General features: G+C 57.2%; 18 protein-coding genes. 12 read left to right on the forward strand and 6 right to left on the reverse strand.

All coding sequences use genetic code 11. The features are described 5' to 3' along the window. The first annotated feature begins 525 nt into the window (after positions 1 to 525). Genes KHO30_RS36425 through KHO30_RS36440 form a run of 4 tightly spaced genes read left to right on the forward strand, consistent with a single transcriptional unit; the run spans position 526 to position 3323 of the window. Complete coding sequence (locus KHO30_RS36425; RefSeq protein WP_211703819.1) at positions 526 to 1077, forward strand: PAAR domain-containing protein; 552 nt, start codon at positions 526 to 528, stop codon at positions 1075 to 1077. Then, the gene (locus tag KHO30_RS36430; RefSeq protein ID WP_211703820.1) at positions 1074 to 1970 is read left to right on the forward strand and encodes a glycine zipper family protein; all 897 of its coding nucleotides are present in this window, start codon (positions 1074 to 1076) and stop codon (positions 1968 to 1970) included. Before KHO30_RS36425 ends, KHO30_RS36430 begins: the two co-directional genes overlap by 4 nt. 2 nt (positions 1971 to 1972) lie before the next feature. Then, positions 1973 to 2665 carry a hypothetical protein gene (locus KHO30_RS36435; protein WP_211703821.1) on the forward strand — a complete coding sequence of 231 codons (693 nt, stop codon included), beginning with the start codon at positions 1973 to 1975 and terminating at the stop codon, positions 2663 to 2665. Beyond that, positions 2655 to 3323: a hypothetical protein gene (locus KHO30_RS36440; RefSeq protein ID WP_211703822.1), complete on the forward strand. Its 669-nt coding sequence runs from the start codon at positions 2655 to 2657 to the stop codon at positions 3321 to 3323. The genes KHO30_RS36435 and KHO30_RS36440 overlap by 11 nt, the downstream gene beginning before the upstream one ends. Before the next feature lie 154 nt (positions 3324 to 3477). On the opposite strand, the gene KHO30_RS36445 is transcribed toward KHO30_RS36440, so the two are convergent. Both KHO30_RS36445 and KHO30_RS36450 read right to left on the reverse strand, forming a co-directional pair. Beyond that, positions 3478 to 3753, reverse strand: coding sequence for a hypothetical protein (locus tag KHO30_RS36445; protein WP_211703823.1), 276 nt, complete (start codon positions 3751 to 3753; stop codon positions 3478 to 3480). 1913 nt (positions 3754 to 5666) lie between these two features. Next, the gene (locus tag KHO30_RS36450; protein ID WP_211703824.1) at positions 5667 to 6566 is read right to left on the reverse strand and encodes a LysR substrate-binding domain-containing protein; all 900 of its coding nucleotides are present in this window, start codon (positions 6564 to 6566) and stop codon (positions 5667 to 5669) included. A gap of 172 nt (positions 6567 to 6738) precedes the next feature. Between KHO30_RS36450 and KHO30_RS36455 the strand changes: the two genes are divergently transcribed. From KHO30_RS36455 to KHO30_RS36465, 3 genes are all read left to right on the forward strand, one after another. Next, the gene (locus KHO30_RS36455) at positions 6739 to 7485 is read left to right on the forward strand and encodes an SDR family NAD(P)-dependent oxidoreductase (RefSeq protein ID WP_211703825.1); all 747 of its coding nucleotides are present in this window, start codon (positions 6739 to 6741) and stop codon (positions 7483 to 7485) included. A 65-nt stretch (positions 7486 to 7550) separates the two neighbouring features. Continuing rightward, a complete protein-coding gene (locus tag KHO30_RS36460) occupies positions 7551 to 7988 on the forward strand; it encodes a GlcG/HbpS family heme-binding protein (RefSeq protein ID WP_211703826.1) in 438 nt (145 codons plus the stop codon). 266 nt (positions 7989 to 8254) lie between these two features. Next, positions 8255 to 8734, forward strand: coding sequence for a nuclear transport factor 2 family protein (locus KHO30_RS36465; protein ID WP_211703827.1), 480 nt, complete (start codon positions 8255 to 8257; stop codon positions 8732 to 8734). A 258-nt stretch (positions 8735 to 8992) separates the two neighbouring features. Here KHO30_RS36465 and KHO30_RS36470 read toward each other — a convergent pair whose 3' ends face one another. Next, the gene (locus tag KHO30_RS36470; RefSeq protein WP_211703828.1) at positions 8993 to 12793 is read right to left on the reverse strand and encodes a chemotaxis protein CheB; all 3801 of its coding nucleotides are present in this window, start codon (positions 12791 to 12793) and stop codon (positions 8993 to 8995) included. A 397-nt stretch (positions 12794 to 13190) separates the two neighbouring features. Then, positions 13191 to 13667, reverse strand: coding sequence for a response regulator (locus tag KHO30_RS36475; RefSeq protein ID WP_244864226.1), 477 nt, complete (start codon positions 13665 to 13667; stop codon positions 13191 to 13193). Between the two features lie 167 nt (positions 13668 to 13834). Here KHO30_RS36475 and KHO30_RS39455 point away from each other — a divergent pair, with 167 nt between their 5' ends. The 5 genes from KHO30_RS39455 (at position 13835) to KHO30_RS36500 (ending at position 18740) form a co-directional block, all read left to right on the forward strand. Next, positions 13835 to 14101, forward strand: a complete 267-nt coding sequence (locus KHO30_RS39455; RefSeq protein WP_244864227.1) for a hypothetical protein — start codon at positions 13835 to 13837, stop codon at positions 14099 to 14101. 185 nt (positions 14102 to 14286) lie between these two features. Continuing rightward, on the forward strand, positions 14287 to 15423 hold the full coding sequence (locus tag KHO30_RS36485) for a sensor histidine kinase (protein ID WP_211703830.1): 1137 nt from the start codon (positions 14287 to 14289) through the stop codon (positions 15421 to 15423). Between the two features lie 299 nt (positions 15424 to 15722). Next, on the forward strand, positions 15723 to 16031 hold the full coding sequence (locus tag KHO30_RS36490; protein WP_211703831.1) for a hypothetical protein: 309 nt from the start codon (positions 15723 to 15725) through the stop codon (positions 16029 to 16031). Positions 16032 to 16178: 147 nt separating this feature from the next. Continuing rightward, a complete protein-coding gene (locus tag KHO30_RS36495) occupies positions 16179 to 17702 on the forward strand; it encodes a hypothetical protein (protein WP_211703832.1) in 1524 nt (507 codons plus the stop codon). A 96-nt stretch (positions 17703 to 17798) separates the two neighbouring features. Further along, a complete protein-coding gene (locus tag KHO30_RS36500) occupies positions 17799 to 18740 on the forward strand; it encodes a hypothetical protein (RefSeq protein WP_211703833.1) in 942 nt (313 codons plus the stop codon). 323 nt (positions 18741 to 19063) lie between these two features. On the opposite strand, the gene KHO30_RS36505 is transcribed toward KHO30_RS36500, so the two are convergent. Continuing rightward, positions 19064 to 20053, reverse strand: a complete 990-nt coding sequence (locus KHO30_RS36505) for a replication initiator protein A (protein WP_244864228.1) — start codon at positions 20051 to 20053, stop codon at positions 19064 to 19066. 152 nt (positions 20054 to 20205) lie between these two features. Further along, the gene (locus KHO30_RS36510) at positions 20206 to 20619 is read right to left on the reverse strand and encodes a TrfB-related DNA-binding protein (RefSeq protein WP_211703835.1); all 414 of its coding nucleotides are present in this window, start codon (positions 20617 to 20619) and stop codon (positions 20206 to 20208) included. Positions 20620 to 20641: the final 22 nt, after the last annotated feature.

A 20641-nucleotide genomic window follows, 5' to 3' on the forward strand; every position in this document is an offset into this window, starting at 1 on the left:
GCGATCAAAGGGAGACGCGCACGTAGCTGGGTCAAGGAATCAAGCGCGGGGTGTGGGGCGGGATGGAGCGACTAGCGACTGACACGGCCCCGCGCGCCTTGACGCAGCGCAGGACGTGGCTACGATCGCGAGAAAAGGACGACGAACGAGGGGGATGGGAATTCGGCACAGAGAGGCCCGCGACGAAGCGAAACGCCGCGCGGCGAGCGCAACCTCGCGTAGCAAGCGATAGCGCTGCGAAGCGACATTTCTTCGCGGTGGTCGCCCGCCCCGAAGGGCAACGCCCGAATGGCGCGTAGTAGTCACCGTCGCGCCTTCGCGCGACGGCTGGTCAGTGCCGGTCCTTCCAGAAAAACGTTCCGCTCAGAGTCGCTCTTATGCATTGCGGCTATATCTCAAAATTAAACCGCATGAAACGCCTCTGGTTTGTCAATCTCTGACAAAAGTTCAGATTTATCTGATTGCCGACGCCGCTTTGATCGTGATAATTATCTAGGTTCCACGAATAGCGAGGCACGATGAAGCATGAGACGGAACAAGCTAAAAAAGGGTGATAAATCCTCGACGGGTGGTGTCGTCATTGAAGGTATGGAGTCGTGCACTCATCACGGAACGCCCTTGACCTTCGTCGGTGCTCTGGTGTCCTGCTCTGCATGTGGCTCAACTGGTCATATCGTCGCCCGAGGCCCGCGGTGGATCGATACGATGATGGGCAAGGAAGCTGCGCTGGAAGGCGATCTATGTCTCTGTAAATGCCATCCGACTCCCGTCATGATTGCGAGCCAAAACACGGCCTTTCATTCCTTTGAATCTCACGAACTCAAAGAGAAGGGCTTTGGTCCGACCGGCAATTCTCTCGTTGACGACTACAAAGGGGACTTTGACGAGCGGGTGCGGATTCTTGACGAAGGAGGCCGACCGCTCTGTTGCGTTCCCTACCATATCAAGACTGCGAGCGGCGCCACATTCAAGGGCCTCACGGATCTGTCCGGCTACTGTCCGCGTGTATATACCAAAGACGTGCAGCAACTGAGTATTGCCGTTGGCATGAAGGCACTGGAGCGGTGGGCCAAATGAGTAGCTATGTCTATCAGACCCCGACTAATGCCAAGCCAGACTCACGATACGATGTTCTCGGGCATCTCATGCCCGCCCGAATCTTCTTTTTTGTGGTGGTGGAAGAGCCTGGCCGTGATGGCTATCTGGTCCGTCGCTGCTACACCTCCATTGAGGATCCGTATCTTCAGAAGCTCCAACTCGACCCGCTCCAACTGGAGCGCGAAGTATTCCCGGAAAAGTACGGGCTTTGGGGCAAAGGTCCGAACGCGACGGCGAGCATTGCAGAGCACGTGATGGGCTACGAAAAAATCACACGGTATGCCTCTACCAGTTCCGAATTTCCCGAAGGTGCCGGCCGCATGCAGGGCAAGGTTATCTATGTGGATATCGCCCAAGCCAAACGTGCTGGTGCCAAGCTCGTTACCACTCAGGAAATCAAGCAGTCCCTGCAGCAGTATGCGCAGGAGAATCCGCACCTGAAGAATCGTATCAACAAGATCATGAGTTATGCGGAAGGGCTGGACAAGGAAGTGCTGGTCGCGGGCAATCCGAGCGTTCCGCCTTCCGGGATTTTTACCAAGGGTGGGCTGGCAATCACCTTGGGCTTTGTGAAGTATGCCCGTGTAGTTCAGGTGTTCGGTATTGCCTTCACGGGTTACGACCTTGCCGTAGCCTCAGATGAGTCATTCAAGACGAAGAGCATTCGCCCCATAGAAAAGGAAGTTGTCCGTCAAACAGGAGGTTGGGGTGGCGCAATCATGGGCGCAAGAATCGGTGCCTCAACCGGTGCCCTGGTTGGCATCGAGACCGGACCTGGAACCGTCATCACGGGGGCGATTGGAGGCATCATCGGCGGCGCAATTGGCTATTTCGGTGGTAGGGTTGCTGCTAACGAGATCCCGGACAGATAATCATGTTTTCATTTCTTCGCAGCCGTCGTCAGGAAAGGCAGGAAAAAGAGGCTCAAGCCAGCTTTGACCAGGGCCGTATCGCAGCCTTGGAGGGCGCCTTCGGTATGAATCTCGCTCACCTCAAGGATGTGTTTGAAGGCACGCCAGAGCACCTGAAAGACGAAAACACGCCCTCCTATCCGGGTGCCGTCTGGCTTGGCGATATCGGTGTCAGGGCGTTCGTGCAGACCGAAACCATTGAGCCCAATCGGGTTGACGCCTACATGGATCTGGTGCAGACCGGCCGACAGGCGCCTGTTCCACGTCATTTCATCACCAAGCCCCGTGTTGGATACGACCGTCATGTGCTGGTGTCGGCGAAGCCAGAGTTCTCAGGCGAAATGGTGCGTCTCCTCACCAATGACGTAGAACTACTGACTAAATTGGCTGCAGCTCGCTTCAATCCGCCAGTCCCGTGGGTAGCCTTCCCTGAGAGCGGCCCCTTGATTTTCGATCTACAGGGCGATACCCAATACTGGTACGAGCATGTTTGGGACCCGTATTGGGAAAACCTTAGCCTGGCCGAACAGTCGGACTTCCTCACGAAAAGGAAGCCTGAGCGCATAGAGGATTGGGAAGATTGGGTCGAAGCTATCAGAACCCGTGATCCGAGATATCGAGAGCAACTGAAGCAGGAATACCGGCATGAAGAATAAAACGCAATATATCGCTCCTGTGTCGTTGTGGCTCGTGGTCAGGAAACGGTTTGTGGAAGGTGGTGCGATATTCATTGAGCCTGCATGGGTCGGCTCAAGCAAAGCAGAAGAACAAGGGCCGGTCCTCTTCGCATCGCGCCTTCTGGCCGAAATCTATGCTCATATGCGAAACACCTATCACGGTCCGGACGACTCGAACAACTGGCGAGCCATTCCTCTATCGGATTTTGATCTGCTGGACCATGCGAAGGGCATATCAGGAAAGTTGAACTGCATGATGACGTTCGGCTTCACCATGGCTGATAGCGAGTCATTGATCGTGAAGACCGGTGCGCCCCGTATCCGATATGCGCCTCTGTCCTTTACCTTACCCGATGACATTGAGAGCATCACCTTCTCGTTCAATCAGTGGGTGTTCGCCTTCATGAAGGAAGAATGGACAGCGCTAGGCTTGCCCGAGTTCGAAAAAGATCTTGAGGTCGCTGACGAAATGGATCCGGTCACTTTTTCCCGCGCATTGAAGACTGCTATTGCCCTGGCCAAGGTGTGCCGAAATCCTCACGTTGGAGAGGACGCCTTTTGGGGTGTTTATAGCGTGCGAGGCGGGCAGTGGGTAGCCGGAAAAGATGTGGAATATATGGACCGAACGATCCATTGAGGTTCCGATTTTATCTACGCGGACCAACGCCAAACGTGCACGCGGGCCACGGCGCCGCTCCTTCGCGCGGCGATCGCCGCATGACAGTGTTTTGTGTCGTAAGCCCCATCCTCGCCGTTCGCCGATCCTCGAGCGCGCAGCGCTCGATCTTCCGTCACGCGCTGAAGCGGGCTGCGATGCGCGGCTCGATGAAGCGATACACCGCGGCCGATTCCTGCGTCGTGAGGCCCGCAATCAGCGCGTATTCGATACAACGTTGAGCGAGCGCCTTGTCCGCGTCATCCATCACGCGTAATGCGAACAGACTGCACACCATGTCTGGATGAACGATTGACGCAAGGACGTCGAGAAGAAGCGCGCGCTTCCCTGCCTTATCAAGCAGGATCGCTTCGATGGCGTCCGTGAAGGGATAGGGGAGCTGCGTGGCCATGAGAATTTCAAATAGGGTTCGACGTAGTATAGCTTTGCTGTCGGCCCGCGAACCTCAACGTTGAGCGTCAAGATGAGACGCCATCGCAGGTGATGGCAACCGAAATGCGCGTTTCACCAATCTGGTTGCAGTAAGAATTGATAAGGCGTTGTCAGCACAAATTAAGGCAATGGATCTTGCCAACGAAACAGACCTGCGCTTAAATAGCATTGTCCTGATGAATTGAATTTCGGTGCGTTGGGACAAACACTTCCTCCGAAAAGGCAGTAGTCGAAGGCCCGCTCTAACCAGCGGGCTTTTGGCTTTCTGGAGACTGCTGCGGCGAGTCTCGCAAACTGGTCGAGGCGGTTGCCCGCCGGCGACGCTGGATGCTAATATTGGTCAGCGCGGTGATGGCCCGCGCGTAAACGATTCCTCGGCCCCCTGGTGGGCGCTACGAAGCGAAGCAGCCATTGCAGTAACCGTTGTACGGGGGTTGCGAATCGGATCTCACCCAATCATCGATCGGGTAAAAACGGCTCACCTGTGAAGGTGGGCCGTTTTTCATTGGGGCATCGGCGTCGCCACCTGGCAATCGCTATCCCCGATAGCGCGCAGTGTGCGTCGCTACGTGAGACGGCCGGAGAGTGGTCCGATAGACACGAAGGTTACACCCTGGACTTCGACCTCGACCTTCGGTCTCCCTGGAGCGATTGCTACGCGTCGCACGTCGTTAGCCCTCCCCTAAGTTTCGCGAGCCCGTCTGCGGCCGTCGTGGCTTGCCAGCGAGGCTGAACAGACCCCGGCAGACCCCCTTCCCTGCAAAACTCGGTTCTTGGCCTGGGCGAACCATTGCGCGTCCACGGCAAAAGGCGAGCACACGAGCGCGTGGAGCCGGAGTCCGACTTGTCGGGCGCCGGCGACGTATCGCGCACTTAGGGGTGCGGGGTGCCGTAGGCGCCCCGTAGCCCTTAGTGCCTGCCGCACGATGTCGCTGGTACATGGTGGGGTTATTCCAAGCCTGCCCCTCTGGGGCCACGATTTGCTTTTGGGGGGTGTGGCCGGGGGGGTGGGGACGGCTTTAGCCGTCGAACCCGGCCGGGGGGTGCTTGCACCCCCCTCACCGAGGGTGGGGCGTTGTTCAAATCGCAGTTAAAACCAGTTAAAAGAAAAAAGTTAAACGCGCGCGCGTTTACGGCTTGCAGGACGCCCGTGTGGCGTGGGTTTGCGGAACGCTCGGTGGTGCGATAGACGCCTCGGCGGTGGTGAGATAGACGTGCCCGTGGTGGTGCGATAGACGTGCGAGCGGGAAAGTTATCCACAAAAATCGCTTAGGTGGCGCGAAAGACGCGACGAAAAAGCTTTCATTTCTATTCGTATGAAAATTGAATATCCCCTCTAATCAAGGGCATAACCCCGTCTAAACGGGCATTGGACGATCCGCCACCAGAGTGGCGGTGGTGCGATAGACGCGGCGGATGGTGGTGCGATCGACACTTTTCACACGCCTCAAATCCTGCATTTGGTGGTGCGATAGACACTCGCTCGTGGTGGTGCGATAGACGCATTTTGAGGACTTCTGTCGGGTGACACAGAAAGTGAAATCTGTGCCAGGTAAGTGAAAAACTGCTGACACGGTTAGTGAAAAAATCCGGGCGGCGGCACCCTACCCGACGGGAGGCTGACGTCCGCGACTGTCGCTGATCGACCCAACCTGCCACTCGTGAGCGTCTGCTATCGGGTAGCGAAATTTCTAGAGGTGGAGATAGATCACCACGAGCCGACGGCCGGGAGGAAATTGCCGTTATGGGATCCGCGGCTTCAGCGGGGTCGGCGGGCGAGATCCGGCAAAGGTGGAGACCCGGCAACGATGGCACGGGCCGATCAACCAGACTTCCTCGGAAATCGGTTCGATTGATGCCGGCCGCAAGCATTCAATTTTTCTTTTCGGGCATCGGCGCCCGCAGTTCCTCAAGCCTGGAGAGGAACAGCTTGAGAATCGGCGAGGTGTTCGACTTGCTGTAGCCGACCGCGAGGTCGATCGTCGGCACCTCACCCTCCAGCGGACGCCAGACCACGGACGGCGGCAACAGATCCTTCGCATAGGCGGGCATAAGCGCTAACCCGCGGGTGGACGCAACCAGGGACATGGCCATGGTCGTGCTGTCCACGCCGTGATCCAGTTTGATGTCGAGCCCGAAGTGGTGCAGATAGTCCTCGGTCACGGCGCGCAGCACTTTGGCTTTGTTCGAACCGCCGATGAAGATCTCGCCGATAAATTCCCGCGGGTGAATCGCTTCGCGGCTGGTGAGACGATGGTCGCCTGGCATCAGGACGATCAGCGGCTCGTGGTCCACCACCGCGTAGCCCAGGTCGAAGGCCGGCTCGACGCGGAGGAAGGCCACGTCGAGCTGGCCGCGGAATAGCGCCTCGGCGAGGTCGGGCGAATAGTCGCTCGAGACCGTGACCTGGATGCTGTTCAACTCGTCGCGCAGCACACGCATGGCCTGCGGCAGCCAGTTCATCTCGAGACCTGTCTGGAAGCCGAGGGCGAAGGTCTTTCTTGCAGGCCGTGCAGCCCTGCGCGCCCCTTCCACCCCGGCATCGACCTGCGCCAGCGCCAGCCGGGCATGGTCGAGAAAGACCTTGCCTGCAGCGGTCAGCTCGACGCCATGAACGCTGCGAGACAGCAGCTCGGCCCCGACCTGGTACTCCAGATCGCGAATTTGCCGGCTCAGCGAAGGCTGTGAGGTGCGGAGCCGGAGCTCGGCCGCCGTCGTCAGGCTGCCTTCCTCGACCACGGCTATGAAATAACGCAGATGCCTCAATTCCATGCCATTCCATGCCTGAAAGATATGCCCCTCAGCTTACAAAGTATTGTTCGCGGGCGCAACGGAAGCCTACTGTGGTCTGTGGCCGGCATGGATGCATTGGTAGCCGATAGATAAGCCAAGTCCTTGTTGTTCATCAAGTTACATCCATCAATCTGTCATCAGGAGTAGCGCAATGAACAAGCAAGTCGTTTTGATCACGGGAGCCCTCACAGGCATAGGCCGCTCCGCCGCGGTCGCCTTTGCCAAGAAGGGCGCGAATGTCGTCGTTGCCGGTCGGCGTGATGAGGCCGGCGAGGCACTCGTTAAAGAGCTGCGTTCTTTGGGTTCGGAGGTCGAATTCATCAAGGCCGACGTCCGCAAGGAGGACGACGTTCGCGCTCTGGTCGACAAGACCGTCGCACGGTTTGGCCGTCTCGATGTCGCGGTGAACAATGCTGGCACCCAAGGCCAGGTTGGCCCCATCACGGACCAGAGCGCGGAAAGCTATGCCGAGACGTTCGACACGAATGTTCTCGGCGTGATCCTGAGCATCAAGCACGAAGTGCGCGTCATGCAAGGACAGGGCAGCGGCAGCATCGTCAACATCTCCTCGACCTACGGGCACGAGGGTGCGGCGGGGGCCTCTGTCTATGGCGGCAGCAAGCACGCCGTCGAAGGCATCACCAAGTCGGTAGCGCTCGAAGTCGCTAAGGCAGGAATCCGCGTAAACGCCGTGGCGCCTGGTCCTACCGACACTGGCATGCTGACCCGTTTTACAGGCACGCCGGAGAGCAAGGCGGCTCTGGCGAGCAGTGTTCCGATGGGTCGTCTCGGCCTCTCGGAGGAGGTTGCCAGCGCGATCGTCTTCCTCGCGTCGGCCGAAGCTTCATACATTACCGGACACGTCCTCAACGTCGACGGCGGTCACAGTGCCGCCTGAAGACCGCAATTGCACGCAAGGCGATCGGCCAACGCACGATACATATCAAGTGAAGGGAGAGCCAAATGGCTAACGTGATCAAGAAACACAGCATTTCCTATGAGCTAGCACAGAAAATGGTGAATGCATCGGTGGCGAAAGCCAGAGAGCTTGGCGTCACGGAGAACATAACGGTTCTCGATGACGGCGGCAATCTCAAGGCCTTCGGCCGGATGGATGGGGCCCCGATCCTTTCCATCGAGATGGCGCAGAACAAGGCGTACACAGCGCTGTTCGGCGTTCCCACGCAGGACTTTTTCGACTTCATCCAGGGCGACCCGTCGCTTTTGGCCGGTATCCCTACGCTTCCACGCGTGGCAGCGTGGGGCGGAGGGTTTCCCATCAAGGTGAACGGAGAAGTGGTCGGGGCGATCGGGCTGAGCGGCGCGCCCACGCTGCAGAACGACATCGATTGCGCGAGAGCCGCCCTGGCGCTCGTAGCCGATGCGGCGCCAACCAAGTAACAACGATGATTCAGCGACTCGGGCACTTCAGCGCATTCCGTTTCCGAATCCATGCAGCAATCAGGAGATACGATCATGAGCAATCCTTCCGGAAAACAACGAAACGACAGTCGATCAATCAACTATGGACATGTTCCACACCTGCTCTCGGCGCACAGGATCCGTGCGGCGGAATAGCGGCAGGATTGAATTTCCTATCGTCGGGACGAGAGCCGTGGTTTCTGCTCTCGGATCGGTGAATTGTCTAACGAAGGAGAGTTGCGCTCATGGATAACGCAGAACTGGAAACACGCCTCACGGTCCTCCAGGACATTGAAGCGATCAAGAGGCTGAAAGCCGAATACTGTGACATTTGCGATGACGCCCACAATCCGGATCGAATGGCGGCGATTTTCGCCGAGGACGGGATTTGGGAAGGAAAAGGGCTCTGGCGGGCGCGAGGGCACGCGGACATTCGGAAGCAAGCCAAGGGCTTCGCCGAGCGCATCAGCTTCTCACAACACAACGTCTTCAACCCTCGCATCGAGGTGAACGGCAACGCAGCGCACGGGCGCTGGACATTCCTGGGAACGTTCACCTTCCGCAAAGGGAACCGCCCGGTCTGGCTCGCGGCATTCTACGACGACGACTTTGTCAAGGTCGACGGTGTGTGGAAATTTCAATACTTTCGGGCCCTTGTCCGCATGACCGCGCTCTACGAAGAGGGGTGGGGCTCAAAAGCCACAGTGGACGTGTTCTCCAATTAGCGCCGACGCCGCCAGCCCGTTACACGAGAAAGAAAGCAAGAAAGGGTAGCGACATGAACGATCTCCTGGAGCTTCTGTTGAGCGTTGATGCCGAGAATGACACTGTGGCGAGTGCCTGCTTTTTCGCCATGAGATTTGAACGCTGAGTGTCCGAATACGGCCGGTCCCTGGCCGCCGCACGGCGGGTTTTTTCACTTACTGCGGCAATGCGCGAGGTCGGTCGCCGTCGTCCAAAGTCAAGCAGCAGCCTGCTCTGGATCACCCGCTTTCATTCCCCGCAGCTCGTGAGGCAAACGTGGATATAAGTGATTGAAGTTTTCTCAAATCGATCGGTTTTAACACGTGATGATCAAATCCTGCCTCCTCGGACCGCCGTCGATATTCTTCCTGGCCATAACCGGTCAACGCGATGAGCAAGACGCCTGATTGTCCCGGTATTTTCCGAACCCGCCGGGCTACCTCAAAACCGTCCATGTCTGGCAAGCCAATATCGATGAGCATGATTTCCGGTTGGAAAGTTTTCGCAACCTCCAACGTGGATGCCCCGTCGATCGTTACCTTTACCTCGTGGCCATAAAGCTGTAAGCACATCTCCATGCTCTCGGCCGCGTCGAGATTGTCGTCAACCACCATGATCCGCCTTGGACGAACTATCAGCCCATGCATGTCGCCCGGTGGTTCTATGCTGTCAGGCGAGGTTCCGACTGGCATCGCTGGAAGCTGCACGACGAATCGACTACCCTTTCCGACGCCTGCACTGAACGCTTCAATCGTGCCCTGGTGAAGTTCCACGAGTCTATGCACGAGGGCCAGTCCGAGGCCAAGGCCACCTGCATGACGATCAAGAGAGCGCTCCGCCTGCACGAAGATCGTGAAAATGGACGGGAGAAATTCGGCCGACATGCCGATGCCGTTGTCGATCACCGTAAGCACGGCGCTTTGCTCGCGGCGCTCAACGGAGAGCGCGATGTGGCCGCCCGGTGGCGTGTATTTGATCGCATTGCTCAAGATGTTCGTCACGACCTGCTCGATTCGCATTGCATCGGCTTGAACGATCAGCGCGTCGTCGGGAACTTCCACGACCACCTCATGCCCGCGCAAATCGAATTCGGAACGCAGCCCTTCGACCGATTGCTTAACGACCTCAGCCACGTCTACCCGCGTGATCTTCAGCGGAATGATGCCCCGTGTAATTCGCGAGACGTCCAACAGATCGTCGACCAGGCTGATCTCATGCTCAAGCTGCCGCTCGGCCGTCGCGCGTGCCTTCTGCGAAATCTCGGGGCTTGCGTCCTTTCTCCCCCAGACATGGAGACCGTTGCGAATGGCCGCGAGTGGGTTCCTGAGCTCATGTGCCAGCATCGCGAGGAACTGGTTTTTATGGTTGTCCGCTGTTTGCAGCTGGTCCATCGCGACCGTCTGCTCCGTGACATCGTCCATGGCCAGTAAAATGAGTGCTCGCCCCCCCCACGCTACTCTTGAGGCGTTCACGCGCACCGTGCGAACGCCGATTTCCGGAAACGCGTGTGTCACCGTGAAGTCGCGAACATTCTCTTGGGCGGGGAGAATCTCCTCGAGCAACGTACGCAGAGATCCGCCACCCCATTGGCCGTTGCCCAAAGCGTAAAGTTTTGCACCGATTGTTGCGGCCGGCGAAACACGGAATTTTTGATAAAACGCTTCATTGACCCGTGTGATGCGAAGGTCGGATTCGAGAATGATCATCGGTTGCGACATCGTCTCGATCACCGAGTCCGCGTAGTCCCGCTCTTGCAGCGCGGTCGCGTGGAGCGTTTTCAGTTCCCCGTTGCGATACCTCAGCTCATCATTCGTCGTCGAGAGTTCCTCGTTAATAGACTGCAGTTCCTCTTTCGCTGTCTCCAGCTCCTCGTTCGTGCTTTGAAACTCCTCGTTGCTGGACAGCAATTCTTCCTCGCTGGATTTGAGCTCTTCCTGCCCGCTCTCGTGCTCCTCCAGTGTTGTGCGCAGTTGCTCTCGCGTCGACTCAAGTTCTGCCCTCAGTGCCGCGATCTCTTCGTCCTTGCTGTTCAGGCTACCCGCACTGAAGCGTCCGAAAAACCTACGCGATTTTTCTGCAGCGATGGCTCGAAGTGGTCCGCCAAGAATCGCGGGCAACACCCCATGCCGAGCGGCGCTCTGTTCGAACAAGACGAGAAACCACCGCCCGTCGACGTCATTCAATTGCAGCGGATGCACTTCAATCGTCGCTACTTTGACGCCATTCGCACCTTCTAAACGGACACCGCGCTTGAGGGATTGACGCCCGGTTTGCCGGGATTCGTTAACCGCTTGGCTCACCTGGACAAAGACTTCTGCCCGCGCAAGCCTCCTTAGATTGTTGCTTGGCGGTCCGTCCGGGTTGACGAGATACTGCGTGGTGTCGCCTCGAAACTCCACGATGTTGAAATCATCGTCACAGATGACGAAAGTCGGCGCGTATCGCGCGAGCACAGTCCGTTCCGCTTCTTCGCGTAAGCGTTCGGCTTGTGTCGTGACTCCGCGGTTTTCACTGGCTCGACCTGAACGGATTGCGCGCGCTGCAATCGGTGTCCTTGAGAGTAGCGCCGCCGCAGGCTCGCCAGCGACGACGCGCTTGCTATAGAGTTTGGTTCGCTTACTCTCGATCACGCTGAATAGCCGGGCAAATGAACCGACCGTTTCCGAGGGTCCCAGCATCAGCACGCCATTCGGTCTCAGGGCGTAGTGGAAAAGCGGCATGACCGTACGCTGCAATACTGGGTCCAGATAAATCAAGAGGTTCCGGCAACTGATCAAATCCATACGCGAAAAAGGCGGATCGGAAGCGACGTTGTGGCGCGCGAATGTACACACGTCACGGATGTTCTTGTCGATTCGGTAGTAATCGCCGTCACGCACGAAAAATCGCTGAAGCCGTTCTGCCGATACATTTCGAGCGATGTTTTCAATGTAACGGCCGGTGCGGGCCGTCTCGAGCGCTTCATCGCTGATGTCCGTGCCAAAAATTCGGACCGGGGTTGTCAACCCGTGGACACTCAGGTATTCGAACACGCACATCGCGATCGAATACACCTCTTCTCCACTTGAACATCCAGGTACCCAAATACGAATGGGCTCTTCAGTGCCTCGCGCGTCGAGAAAGCGCGGCAGAACGCGCTGAAACAACGCATCGAATGACTCCGGGTCGCGAAAGAACTCGGTCACCCGAATAAGTAGATCGCGACCTAACGCCACCACCTCGGCGGGCTCTGATCGAAGCACAGCGACATAATCCGCGATCGACGTGAGGCGACGCAGAGCCATCCGGCGCGATAGCCTGCGGTGGATCGTACCCAGCTTGTAGTGCGTGAAGTCGATGTTGCAAGCTTTACGTAAGAGTACAAAGACCGGCCGAAAACTTTGTTCCGATGGCTTGTCAACCCGCGCAACGTGTTCGATCTTGAAATGAGACAGATGAGGATGGGTGCCGATCCTCATGATCTCGGCACCGATGCGTGCCGGCGGCAGCACGAGATCGACACACCCTTGTGCAACTGCCGCGCGCGGCATGCTGCTAAATGCAGCAGTCGCATCGTCTTGGGCGAAGGTGATACCGCCTTCATCGTGAATGGCTTGAAGCCCAAGAACCCCATCCGTGCCGCTTCCAGAGAGGATGACGCCGATCGCCTGCGATCGTTGATCTTTTGCGAGCGAGTCTAAGAGATCGTCGACGGGCATTGGCGGACCCATCGATTTGTCGCGCGGCCGAAGACGAATTCGCCGATCCACAAGCGACATACTCATGCCAGGCGGAATCACGTACAAATGACCCATCTCGACGGGTATGCCCTCCGTCGCCTCCAGGACACGCAACGGAGTGTGCCGCGCGAGAATCTCGGGAAGGAGGCTTGGGCGATCCGGGTCCAAGTGCTGAACCACAAGAAAAGCCATCCCGCTGTCCGGGCGAATCTCCGCGATGAGTTCGCAGATTGCCTGCAAACCGCCCGCTGATGCGCCTATGCCGATGATCGGAAACGAACGTCGATCCACTTCATCTGGGACAGTTTCACCCGTTGTCATTTGTAATGTTCCATTGTTCGTTAATTTTCCCGCCTGGAAAGGTAGGCGTCGAGTTAAGGAACGAAGTCAAACCTGTCTTGAGCGCACGACGCACTGTGACATAGACGAAGGTATTTGCGTGAGTGTGGTTTAAGTATCGGTGAGTAATGCGCGCAAGCGACGCCCATCGCAGCGGCGAGAAGGCGGTCTCGCTTGGGTTTTGCGTACCCAATTTGGGTGTGGATTTGAAAACGGTGTTGCGCGCCGGATTACTAGTCGAGAACCACTTCTCACGCGAACGCCCGCCGGTAATCAGTCATCGTCAAGACCAACGATTAACCGAACGAAGCGGAGGACTGCACCAAGAGTTAACCAATTCTTTTGAACTCTAACGCTTCACGCGATCGTCTACCAGTATTCAGTACGCCATACTCGTCACGAGCGCGACTAATTCGGACGGCTTCTGACCCTTTTGGCAATACCCGTCAAACTCACTGTCTACGATATGGCGGCATACCTCGGCTTCATCCAACGCAGTGAAGGCAATGATGGCTATCCCGCAGGTACGCTCATCCCGGCGCAACGTGAGCGCAGCCTCAAAACCACTGCATCCAGGCATCGAGATATCCATAATAATGGCGTGAGGAATCCACGCAATTCCAACCGCAATCGCTTCCGCTCCCCCGAACGCCACGCGACATAGCATATTCTCGAACGACAAATAGGCCGCGAGCGCTTCAGCGGCATTGTGGTTATCGTCCACCACTAAAACACGCATTTTTTCGGTGCTGATCTGCACGCGCCGATTGGTCCAAAGATGATGCAGCTTGCTAGCGCCTGTTGGCATTAATAACTCCCCGAGTGCCACCAGCGACGCACCGGTCGTGCCCGCCAAGCGATAAATCCACAATTGAGCGCAATTCTTCGTTATCTAGATTCCCATTTTTTAAGCGAACGATATCACCACGTGATAAATGCGGACGGGTGGTATTTCGCAATCGTAGCGCTGCATCAGGCACGGCGAGTGCGTGCTACAACGTCTTGCGAAAGAATTGGGCTCAAATGAAAAGCGACTGGAAATCGAAAGTAGCAAAAGGCCGTACTCTTATGCTGTCGGCTCGAAACGCTGACCAAATACTTGATCACCTGGCGCTTATGGTTCGGCTAACTGGGCGCAGCGGTGGGCGAATAGCCCGTATTCAGGGGATGGACCTCAATTATTGGGCGAGTCGGATCATCACCGTGATCAACAAAACCGACCTCTTTTCTTCCCAGCAGGAGCGAGCAAAGCTGCTTCTGATCGAACTGCGATCTTCCGACCGAGCATAACGGGCGCGTGCTTCGGGACGGAGCGGTGCTGGAACTGTTAGCGAATTTCCCCTGCGAGGTTTCAACGATGTGCGGGTGTACGATGAGTTCTATTTTGCCCGTGGTCGAATGTGCGCGTCGGGCTTACAAGTTTAGTCCGGGACCCTGCCCCTTGCTCCATTGACGCAGAGAAGGAGGTGTTACCCATGATGCACGACTTCCTAGCGAACAACCGTGGCGATCTAATCGAGCGGTGTCGTGCGAAGGTGGCAACGAGACCGGCGCGGCGTGCGACCGCGCAGCAACTTCAAAATGGCGTTCCGCTGTTTTTAGAACAGCTCATCAAAACCCTCCGGATCGAGCAGACGCAGGAGCCAATGGATAGCCGTGCGGTCTCTGGTCCCGCGGGTGGCGGGACATCGTTGTCCGAGATCGGAACGTCTGCGGCACAACACGGACGAGAGCTGCTCGAGCTTGGATTTTCGGTCGATCAAGTGGTTCACGACTATGGCGATCTATGCCAAGCCATCACAGACTTGGCGTACGAGCGCGATGCGCCGTTTGAGGTAGATGAATTCAGAACCCTCAACCGCTGCCTGGATAACGCGATTGCCGACGCCGTCACCGAATTTAGTTACCAGCGTGACCATACCCTCGCGGATCAGCAAGCAGTTGCGGCAAACGAACAAGCTGGTTTCTTTGCGCACGAACTTCGTAACGCGCTTGGAACTGCGGTCCTAGCTTTTACAGCTGCAAAGGCTGGGAACCTGAGTTTGTCAGGTGCCACGGGATCGATGCTAGAACGCAGTCTGACGGCGCTGGCCGGTCTGATCGACAATTCCTTGGCAGAGGTTAGGGTAACTGCCGGACGGGCGGCTCGATCCGACCTATTCTCGGTTGCAGACTTTATCGCTGAAGTAACGTACGCGGCGCAGCTGGCGGCTCAGGTCAGGGGCGCACGACTCGCCGTTTCCCCAGTGGATACGGATTTGGCTATTAGTGGAGACCGCGATCTTCTCTATGCAGCGCTCGGGAATTTACTGCAAAACGCTTTCAAATTCACACACAAACACACCGAAGTGACCTTGAATGCATATGCAGTAGCGGACCGCATTCTGATAGAGGTTAAGGATCACTGTGGCGGACTTCCGGCGGGCAATGCTGAAAAGATGTTTTTGCCTTTCACACAGAACGGTGATGATAAAAGTGGGCTGGGACTTGGCTTGTCGATCGCCCGACGTAGCGCGGAATCAAACGGCGGAACCCTAAGTGTGTGTGACGTTCCTGGCATCGGCTGTATCTTTACGCTGAGCTTGCCGCGGCATGCGATGCCAAGCCAATAAACACTCTTCGTTATCCTTATATCTTCTTCCGTGAATCAGGCGTTATAACTACCAGTCCTGGACAATACAAACGCCTCCGCGCTTTCACTGAACTAGCCGATGAGTCGATATGCGTACGGACGGAACTTGTTAGAAATGCGGGAGCTATGGCAAGACCCCCTTGTTCCGCTGCCCAAGTTCGAAACGCCAGAATTGGAGGTACTAGCCGAACGCCTCTGATCGGCCGGTCCTTGCCCGTCGCTGACCGACGACAAGCAGACCGACGGGGCTGTGACCGGCTCTCGACTCCAGGCGCGTTGATGAGAACACAACGGTTTTTTCACTTACTGCGGCAGTGCGCGAGCGATATTTCACATTCCTTGGCACATGCCGGCCGCTCGGTGCCACTCTTCCTGAAAAATCGCCTTAAATTCAACGACGCATTTTTCACTACTGGTGACACCCGACAACTTCTCTGGCGTCACGTGGCAGAGTTTGCGATGGGGTCGAGGAATCCTGCTGGTGGCGCGATAGACGCGCTAATGGCGTCGATGATGATGCTGTCGGCCAGGTTGGTATCGGGTGTCGCAGAAAGTGAAATCCGTGCCAGGTGGGTGAAGAACTGCTGACACGGTTAGTGAAAAAATCCGGGTGGTTACGGCCATACCGTGCGCGTGCCCTCTGCGACTGTCCCGGAGCAATAGCGGACGAATTCAGCCGGGAACCTCGGGCGCACTGCCGGTATGCTCTCGCTTTAGACCACACCCGGATCGACGATGGCCGAGAAGACCCCTTGGGAACAAGCTGCGGCAGCCGAAGGCACGACCGATTCTGAACGGGCTCTGACGCACCTAGCCAAGAAGGCGTTCCTGAGCCTCTGGAGTTACTCGAACGTCTTCACCGACGAGGGTCGAGCCAACGGAAAGGGTGACGGCGACGAGCTGTGCGATCTACTGGTCGTCTTTGGCAATGACGTGCTTCTGTTCTCGGACAAGGACTGTGAGTACCACGCTGACACGGATGTGAAAGTGGCGTGGCCGCGCTGGTATAAGCGAGCGATAGAGAAATCGGCGAAGCAGTTGGCGGGCGCTGAGAAGTTTGCAAGGGCCTTTCCGAAGCGCATATTCCTCGATAAGAAGTGCCAGGCCCTGTTGCCTGTGCCGCTACCAGATGGCGCGGTCGCGCGCTATTTCCTGATCGCGGTGACACGTGGCGCGCACTTGGCCGCCCGACAGTTCTTCGGAGGTAGCAGTTCTGGCAGTGTCATGCTCAGTAGCGATATTCGAGGCAAGGAGCACTATGAGACGCCCTTTCACGTCGGTTTTCCCCTGGAGTCCGGACGGTTCGTACATGTCTTGGACGAGATGACCGTCGACTTGCTTCTTGAGGAACTCGACACTGTTCCGGACCTCGTGGCCTACCTCGCTTGCAAAGAGGCCTTCATCTCGAAGCCTGGCGTGCTCGTTTCGATTCCTGGGGAGGAGGAAATACTCGCCTGCTACATGACGACGATGCGTGACGGCCAGCACGCGCTGCCTGAGATCTCGGGAGAAATGATCTACGCGGCGCTTCCCGAAGGTGACTGGGGGACCTATGCGAAGAGCGCGCAGCGTGCTGCGAAACGGGAGGCCGACAAGGTCAGCTACCTATGGGATTCGCTCATCGAGCACCAGAGCAATTTCATTCGCGCCGGCACGGCGATAACGCTGCCGGACCAATCGCCGCAGCGGGTTGAACACGAGCGCATCGTCCGTGCGATGGCCCAGCAGAATCGGCTGGCGAGACGACAGTGTGGCGCGGACCTGCACTACGTCCTCTCGCGGGACGAACCACGGGGCGTGTTCACGCGGATTCATATGAACGGATCACCGCCGAAGCGCGCGTTCGTGTTCCTAGCAGCGAAACGGCCTGCGGACATGTCTTACGAGGAGTACAGAGAGAACCGCATACACTACCTGACGACGTACTGCCACGCAATCAAAGGGGACATGCCGACCTTGCAGGAAGCCATTGGCGTCTCCGCCGAGCCGTTCTCAGAGGGAGAAAGCTCCTTCGAGTTCATCTATGTCGATCACGCGATGCCGATGAGTGACGAAGAGAAGAGGGAGTGGAGGGACATGGCCGACGAGTTGGAGATTCTTCGGCCGAAAACGCAGTTTGCGTTCTACAAGGACACGACCAAGGAATTCCCGATACCGTTCAACTTCGGCCCCGAGCGTCATGCTCCGATCATGAGCCGTGCAGAACGTCGTCGGATGGAGCGCGAGGCCCGCAAAGTGGCCAAAAGAAACCCCCGCTGAGCGGGGGCAGGAATGCGGGGTAGACCTCCCCACAGTCCGTGCACACAGCCGGGCTTACAATGGGCTCAATGGGGATAGCCACGAGGCCAAACAATAATGAAAAAAATCGCCATCGCGTGCGCGATTGCACTATCGTCACCCGCGTTCGCAGGAAGCACCGCGACGGAGCTCGTGCAAGCTTGCCAATCGCTCAAGCGACAGGAGGAACGCAATACCTGCCTCGTGGAGGCCGTCAAGGCTGTGTCAGGCTCAACGCAGCAGGCAGCCGCACCAGTCGGGCCGTCGGTGTCGCCAAAGGATGCCGCTCGGGTGCGAGCGCAGCAGGTTATTGAGGCATCCCAGGCGATCCAGAGCATTGCCGCATCCGGAACATCGCTGCTGCAATATCAGTCCTTCGTGCAGCAGTTTTCGATTTTGCTCGGCCAGTACCGTGCTGCAGTCCAAACGCCGGATGAGAAAGAGGCTTCCGTCCTGCTTTCCGATGCGCTGAATGCCTACTCGGACGCCGGCGCCTACTGGCAGGCTGACAACGAGTTCTTTTCGCACAGCGATGCTCGGATCACGTACAGATGGGCGCAGCCGACCGGCTTGACCGGGACCCGCTACATTCTCGACCGATACAGCGTGCCAATTAGCAAGGCCGACCTATGGGGGATTCAGAAAGGCGCGCCTCTGGCCGAAGCGCTGTCGACCATTTGGGAATACGCGCAGAACAAAACGGATGCTGCCAAGAATGCGCTTGCGGGCATCGAGTCCCCGGCGAAGGCCGCACGTGACGCAAGAGTGAATGCTGCCGGACCGCCAGCCAAATTGGCTGAAATGATCGGGACGCCACTGGTGTGGACGGTAAAGGACGATTACGCGGGCGGAGCATACGCGGACCATGATCTGACCGCGCCGCGGGATAGCGAGCCGGCAGCTGGCAAGTCGGTGCCGATCTACGCGTCATATGGCAGATGGCTCCGCACGACACCGCTCGGAAAACCACCTAAGTGGTTCCGCTCCGATGACCTAAATGCGGCGACCGATATTCACTGAAGGGTTGGCGCCGTGATCGACCTTCAAATCACGCTGCATCAACGAGGACCTGCCGGATCTTTCATTTAAAGCGGCAGAGCAAGAGGGATATTTCACATTCTGTGGCGACTGCTGGGCGATAGGTGCCACTCTTCCTGAAAAATCGGTTTAAAGTCAATGATAGCCTTCTCACGAATCCTGGCAGCCGACAGTTGGCCGGGGCGCTGGTTTATGCGGGGAAAGCGACTGGCAGACTGGCACGGTCGGCGGCGAATCCCGATTACCGGAATCGCGCTGTTCGGCCAGGCGACCGCTACCGACGCGTGCACTTGAAACAGAGTGAGCTAATTGGGAAGCAGATCCAGTTGCGCCTTCGCGTCGGACTTAGAATCCCATCGCCGCAGCGCGTAGTACCAGTTCATCAGTTTCTTGGACAATAGTTCCTTGTGAATACCGGCGATGAGCTGCGCGTTCTGCTTCTGGTTATCACGATCGCACCTGAAGAAAATGACCATCGCTTTGGCGTCGTCAAGGGCGATATGAAATTCAGGCATGTTGTCGGCCACCATGGCGGCGACCACGTCGCGCCGGAAATACTTCTGAGCCTGCGCCGATCCCGATTTGGCGTATAGCTTGTCCAGCCCGATTTTGAACCACAGCTTTTCGCCGCAATGCTTCTTCGCGAGGTCATACAGCCGGCGCTCGAGCCCCTGTGCGAGATCGAAGTAACCCGGGTGGATTGTGAGCACCTTGCGATTGATCAGCGAGTCGAAGGTCCAGGTCGACAAAATCAACTCGACTTCGAGTGCGCCTTTCTTGTTACCCGTGTACGTGATGATCTTGTAGTTTTCGATCAGGCCATATCCGTAAAGACTCTCGTGGATGCCCTCCTCGTTGGCGCCAGGCCGTGACGCATCGAAGTTCGTTTCAACGATCGTTCCCTTCAGACGACGGCAACTGTCTACGATACGGGTATAGGACGCTCCGCCCGTACTCCGCCCCGTGTAGACAAGAAAGTCTCGGACCTTGAAACGGATGCGTCGGGAGATCTTGAGCTGTGCATCCGCGGCCTTGCAGATTTGAGTCGCCGCATAGACGAGAACGTCCTTATCAAAGATATTGGCCGCGCCGACCACGCTAGGGATGATTCGCACGATCTGGTCTCCGTTGCGATAGACCCTTACTCGCGTGTCTTTACCCTTCTGCAGTGAGAACAGCGGGAATTCGAGAGAATGCAGATCCTCACGTGGTTTCCATGTCGCGAGCAAGCGCTCGGCTGCGAACAGTTCGAGCTGCTCGGCATCATGGAATACCTCGTCCTGAGAAACCGACATCTCGGCGTCGTGCGTGTCACTGGTCAGGTTGACAACGCGTTCGACGGATCGAAGATGGTCCTTCTTCGTTTTGTGATGCCCCGGTATTGGCCTGCGCAGTGAGTGACTGCTTTCTTGTTCGATGGTACTCATTTGTCGCACTAACCCCTATGTCATTCTAGCTTGCTCGATTGCGTGTCAAGCGCTTTGATGATGGCGGTGACGGCAGACTGGATCTTTTTGGCGTCCTTGCCGCGCCTCGCTGTGGCGAGAAACGTTTCAAGCGGTTTGACTAGGTTATTCGGCATTTCGAAGCCATGCTTTAACCATAAAACCGCTAGATCTCCCTCGGTGGGATCCATCGTCAGATACGCCTGGTAATAGCGACCGACGATCGAACTGACTCGCTGCTTGGTGACGCCGAACCGCTGTTGCACTTCTATCGAGGGATCACCGTCGACGATCACCGCTTGCGCGATGTCCCGGGTCGTTTCGGCAAAGGGCTTGGTGCCCATCAGCTCGCTCTGCTCGCGCAGAGCCGCGTCAAGTGCCGCAAATTTTTTCCCTGTAAGACGGAACGTTGCCAAAGTGAATATCCGACACGATATG

This window comes from Paraburkholderia aspalathi (assembly GCF_905220735.1).
Classification (GTDB): domain Bacteria; phylum Pseudomonadota; class Gammaproteobacteria; order Burkholderiales; family Burkholderiaceae; genus Paraburkholderia; species Paraburkholderia aspalathi.

Coding starts and splice junctions, on each gene's coding strand:
- KHO30_RS36425 (WP_211703819.1), top strand. CDS start 526: ATGAGACGGAACAAGCTAAAAAAGGGTGATAAATCCTCGACGGGTGGT.
- KHO30_RS36430 (WP_211703820.1), top strand. CDS start 1,074: ATGAGTAGCTATGTCTATCAGACCCCGACTAATGCCAAGCCAGACTCA.
- KHO30_RS36435 (WP_211703821.1), top strand. CDS start 1,973: ATGTTTTCATTTCTTCGCAGCCGTCGTCAGGAAAGGCAGGAAAAAGAG.
- KHO30_RS36440 (WP_211703822.1), top strand. CDS start 2,655: ATGAAGAATAAAACGCAATATATCGCTCCTGTGTCGTTGTGGCTCGTG.
- KHO30_RS36445 (WP_211703823.1), bottom strand. CDS start 3,753: ATGGCCACGCAGCTCCCCTATCCCTTCACGGACGCCATCGAAGCGATC.
- KHO30_RS36450 (WP_211703824.1), bottom strand. CDS start 6,566: ATGGAATTGAGGCATCTGCGTTATTTCATAGCCGTGGTCGAGGAAGGC.
- KHO30_RS36455 (WP_211703825.1), top strand. CDS start 6,739: ATGAACAAGCAAGTCGTTTTGATCACGGGAGCCCTCACAGGCATAGGC.
- KHO30_RS36460 (WP_211703826.1), top strand. CDS start 7,551: ATGGCTAACGTGATCAAGAAACACAGCATTTCCTATGAGCTAGCACAG.
- KHO30_RS36465 (WP_211703827.1), top strand. CDS start 8,255: ATGGATAACGCAGAACTGGAAACACGCCTCACGGTCCTCCAGGACATT.
- KHO30_RS36470 (WP_211703828.1), bottom strand. CDS start 12,793: ATGACAACGGGTGAAACTGTCCCAGATGAAGTGGATCGACGTTCGTTT.
- KHO30_RS39455 (WP_244864227.1), top strand. CDS start 13,835: ATGAAAAGCGACTGGAAATCGAAAGTAGCAAAAGGCCGTACTCTTATG.
- KHO30_RS36485 (WP_211703830.1), top strand. CDS start 14,287: ATGATGCACGACTTCCTAGCGAACAACCGTGGCGATCTAATCGAGCGG.
- KHO30_RS36490 (WP_211703831.1), top strand. CDS start 15,723: ATGAGAACACAACGGTTTTTTCACTTACTGCGGCAGTGCGCGAGCGAT.
- KHO30_RS36495 (WP_211703832.1), top strand. CDS start 16,179: ATGGCCGAGAAGACCCCTTGGGAACAAGCTGCGGCAGCCGAAGGCACG.
- KHO30_RS36500 (WP_211703833.1), top strand. CDS start 17,799: ATGAAAAAAATCGCCATCGCGTGCGCGATTGCACTATCGTCACCCGCG.
- KHO30_RS36505 (WP_244864228.1), bottom strand. CDS start 20,053: ATGTCGGTTTCTCAGGACGAGGTATTCCATGATGCCGAGCAGCTCGAA.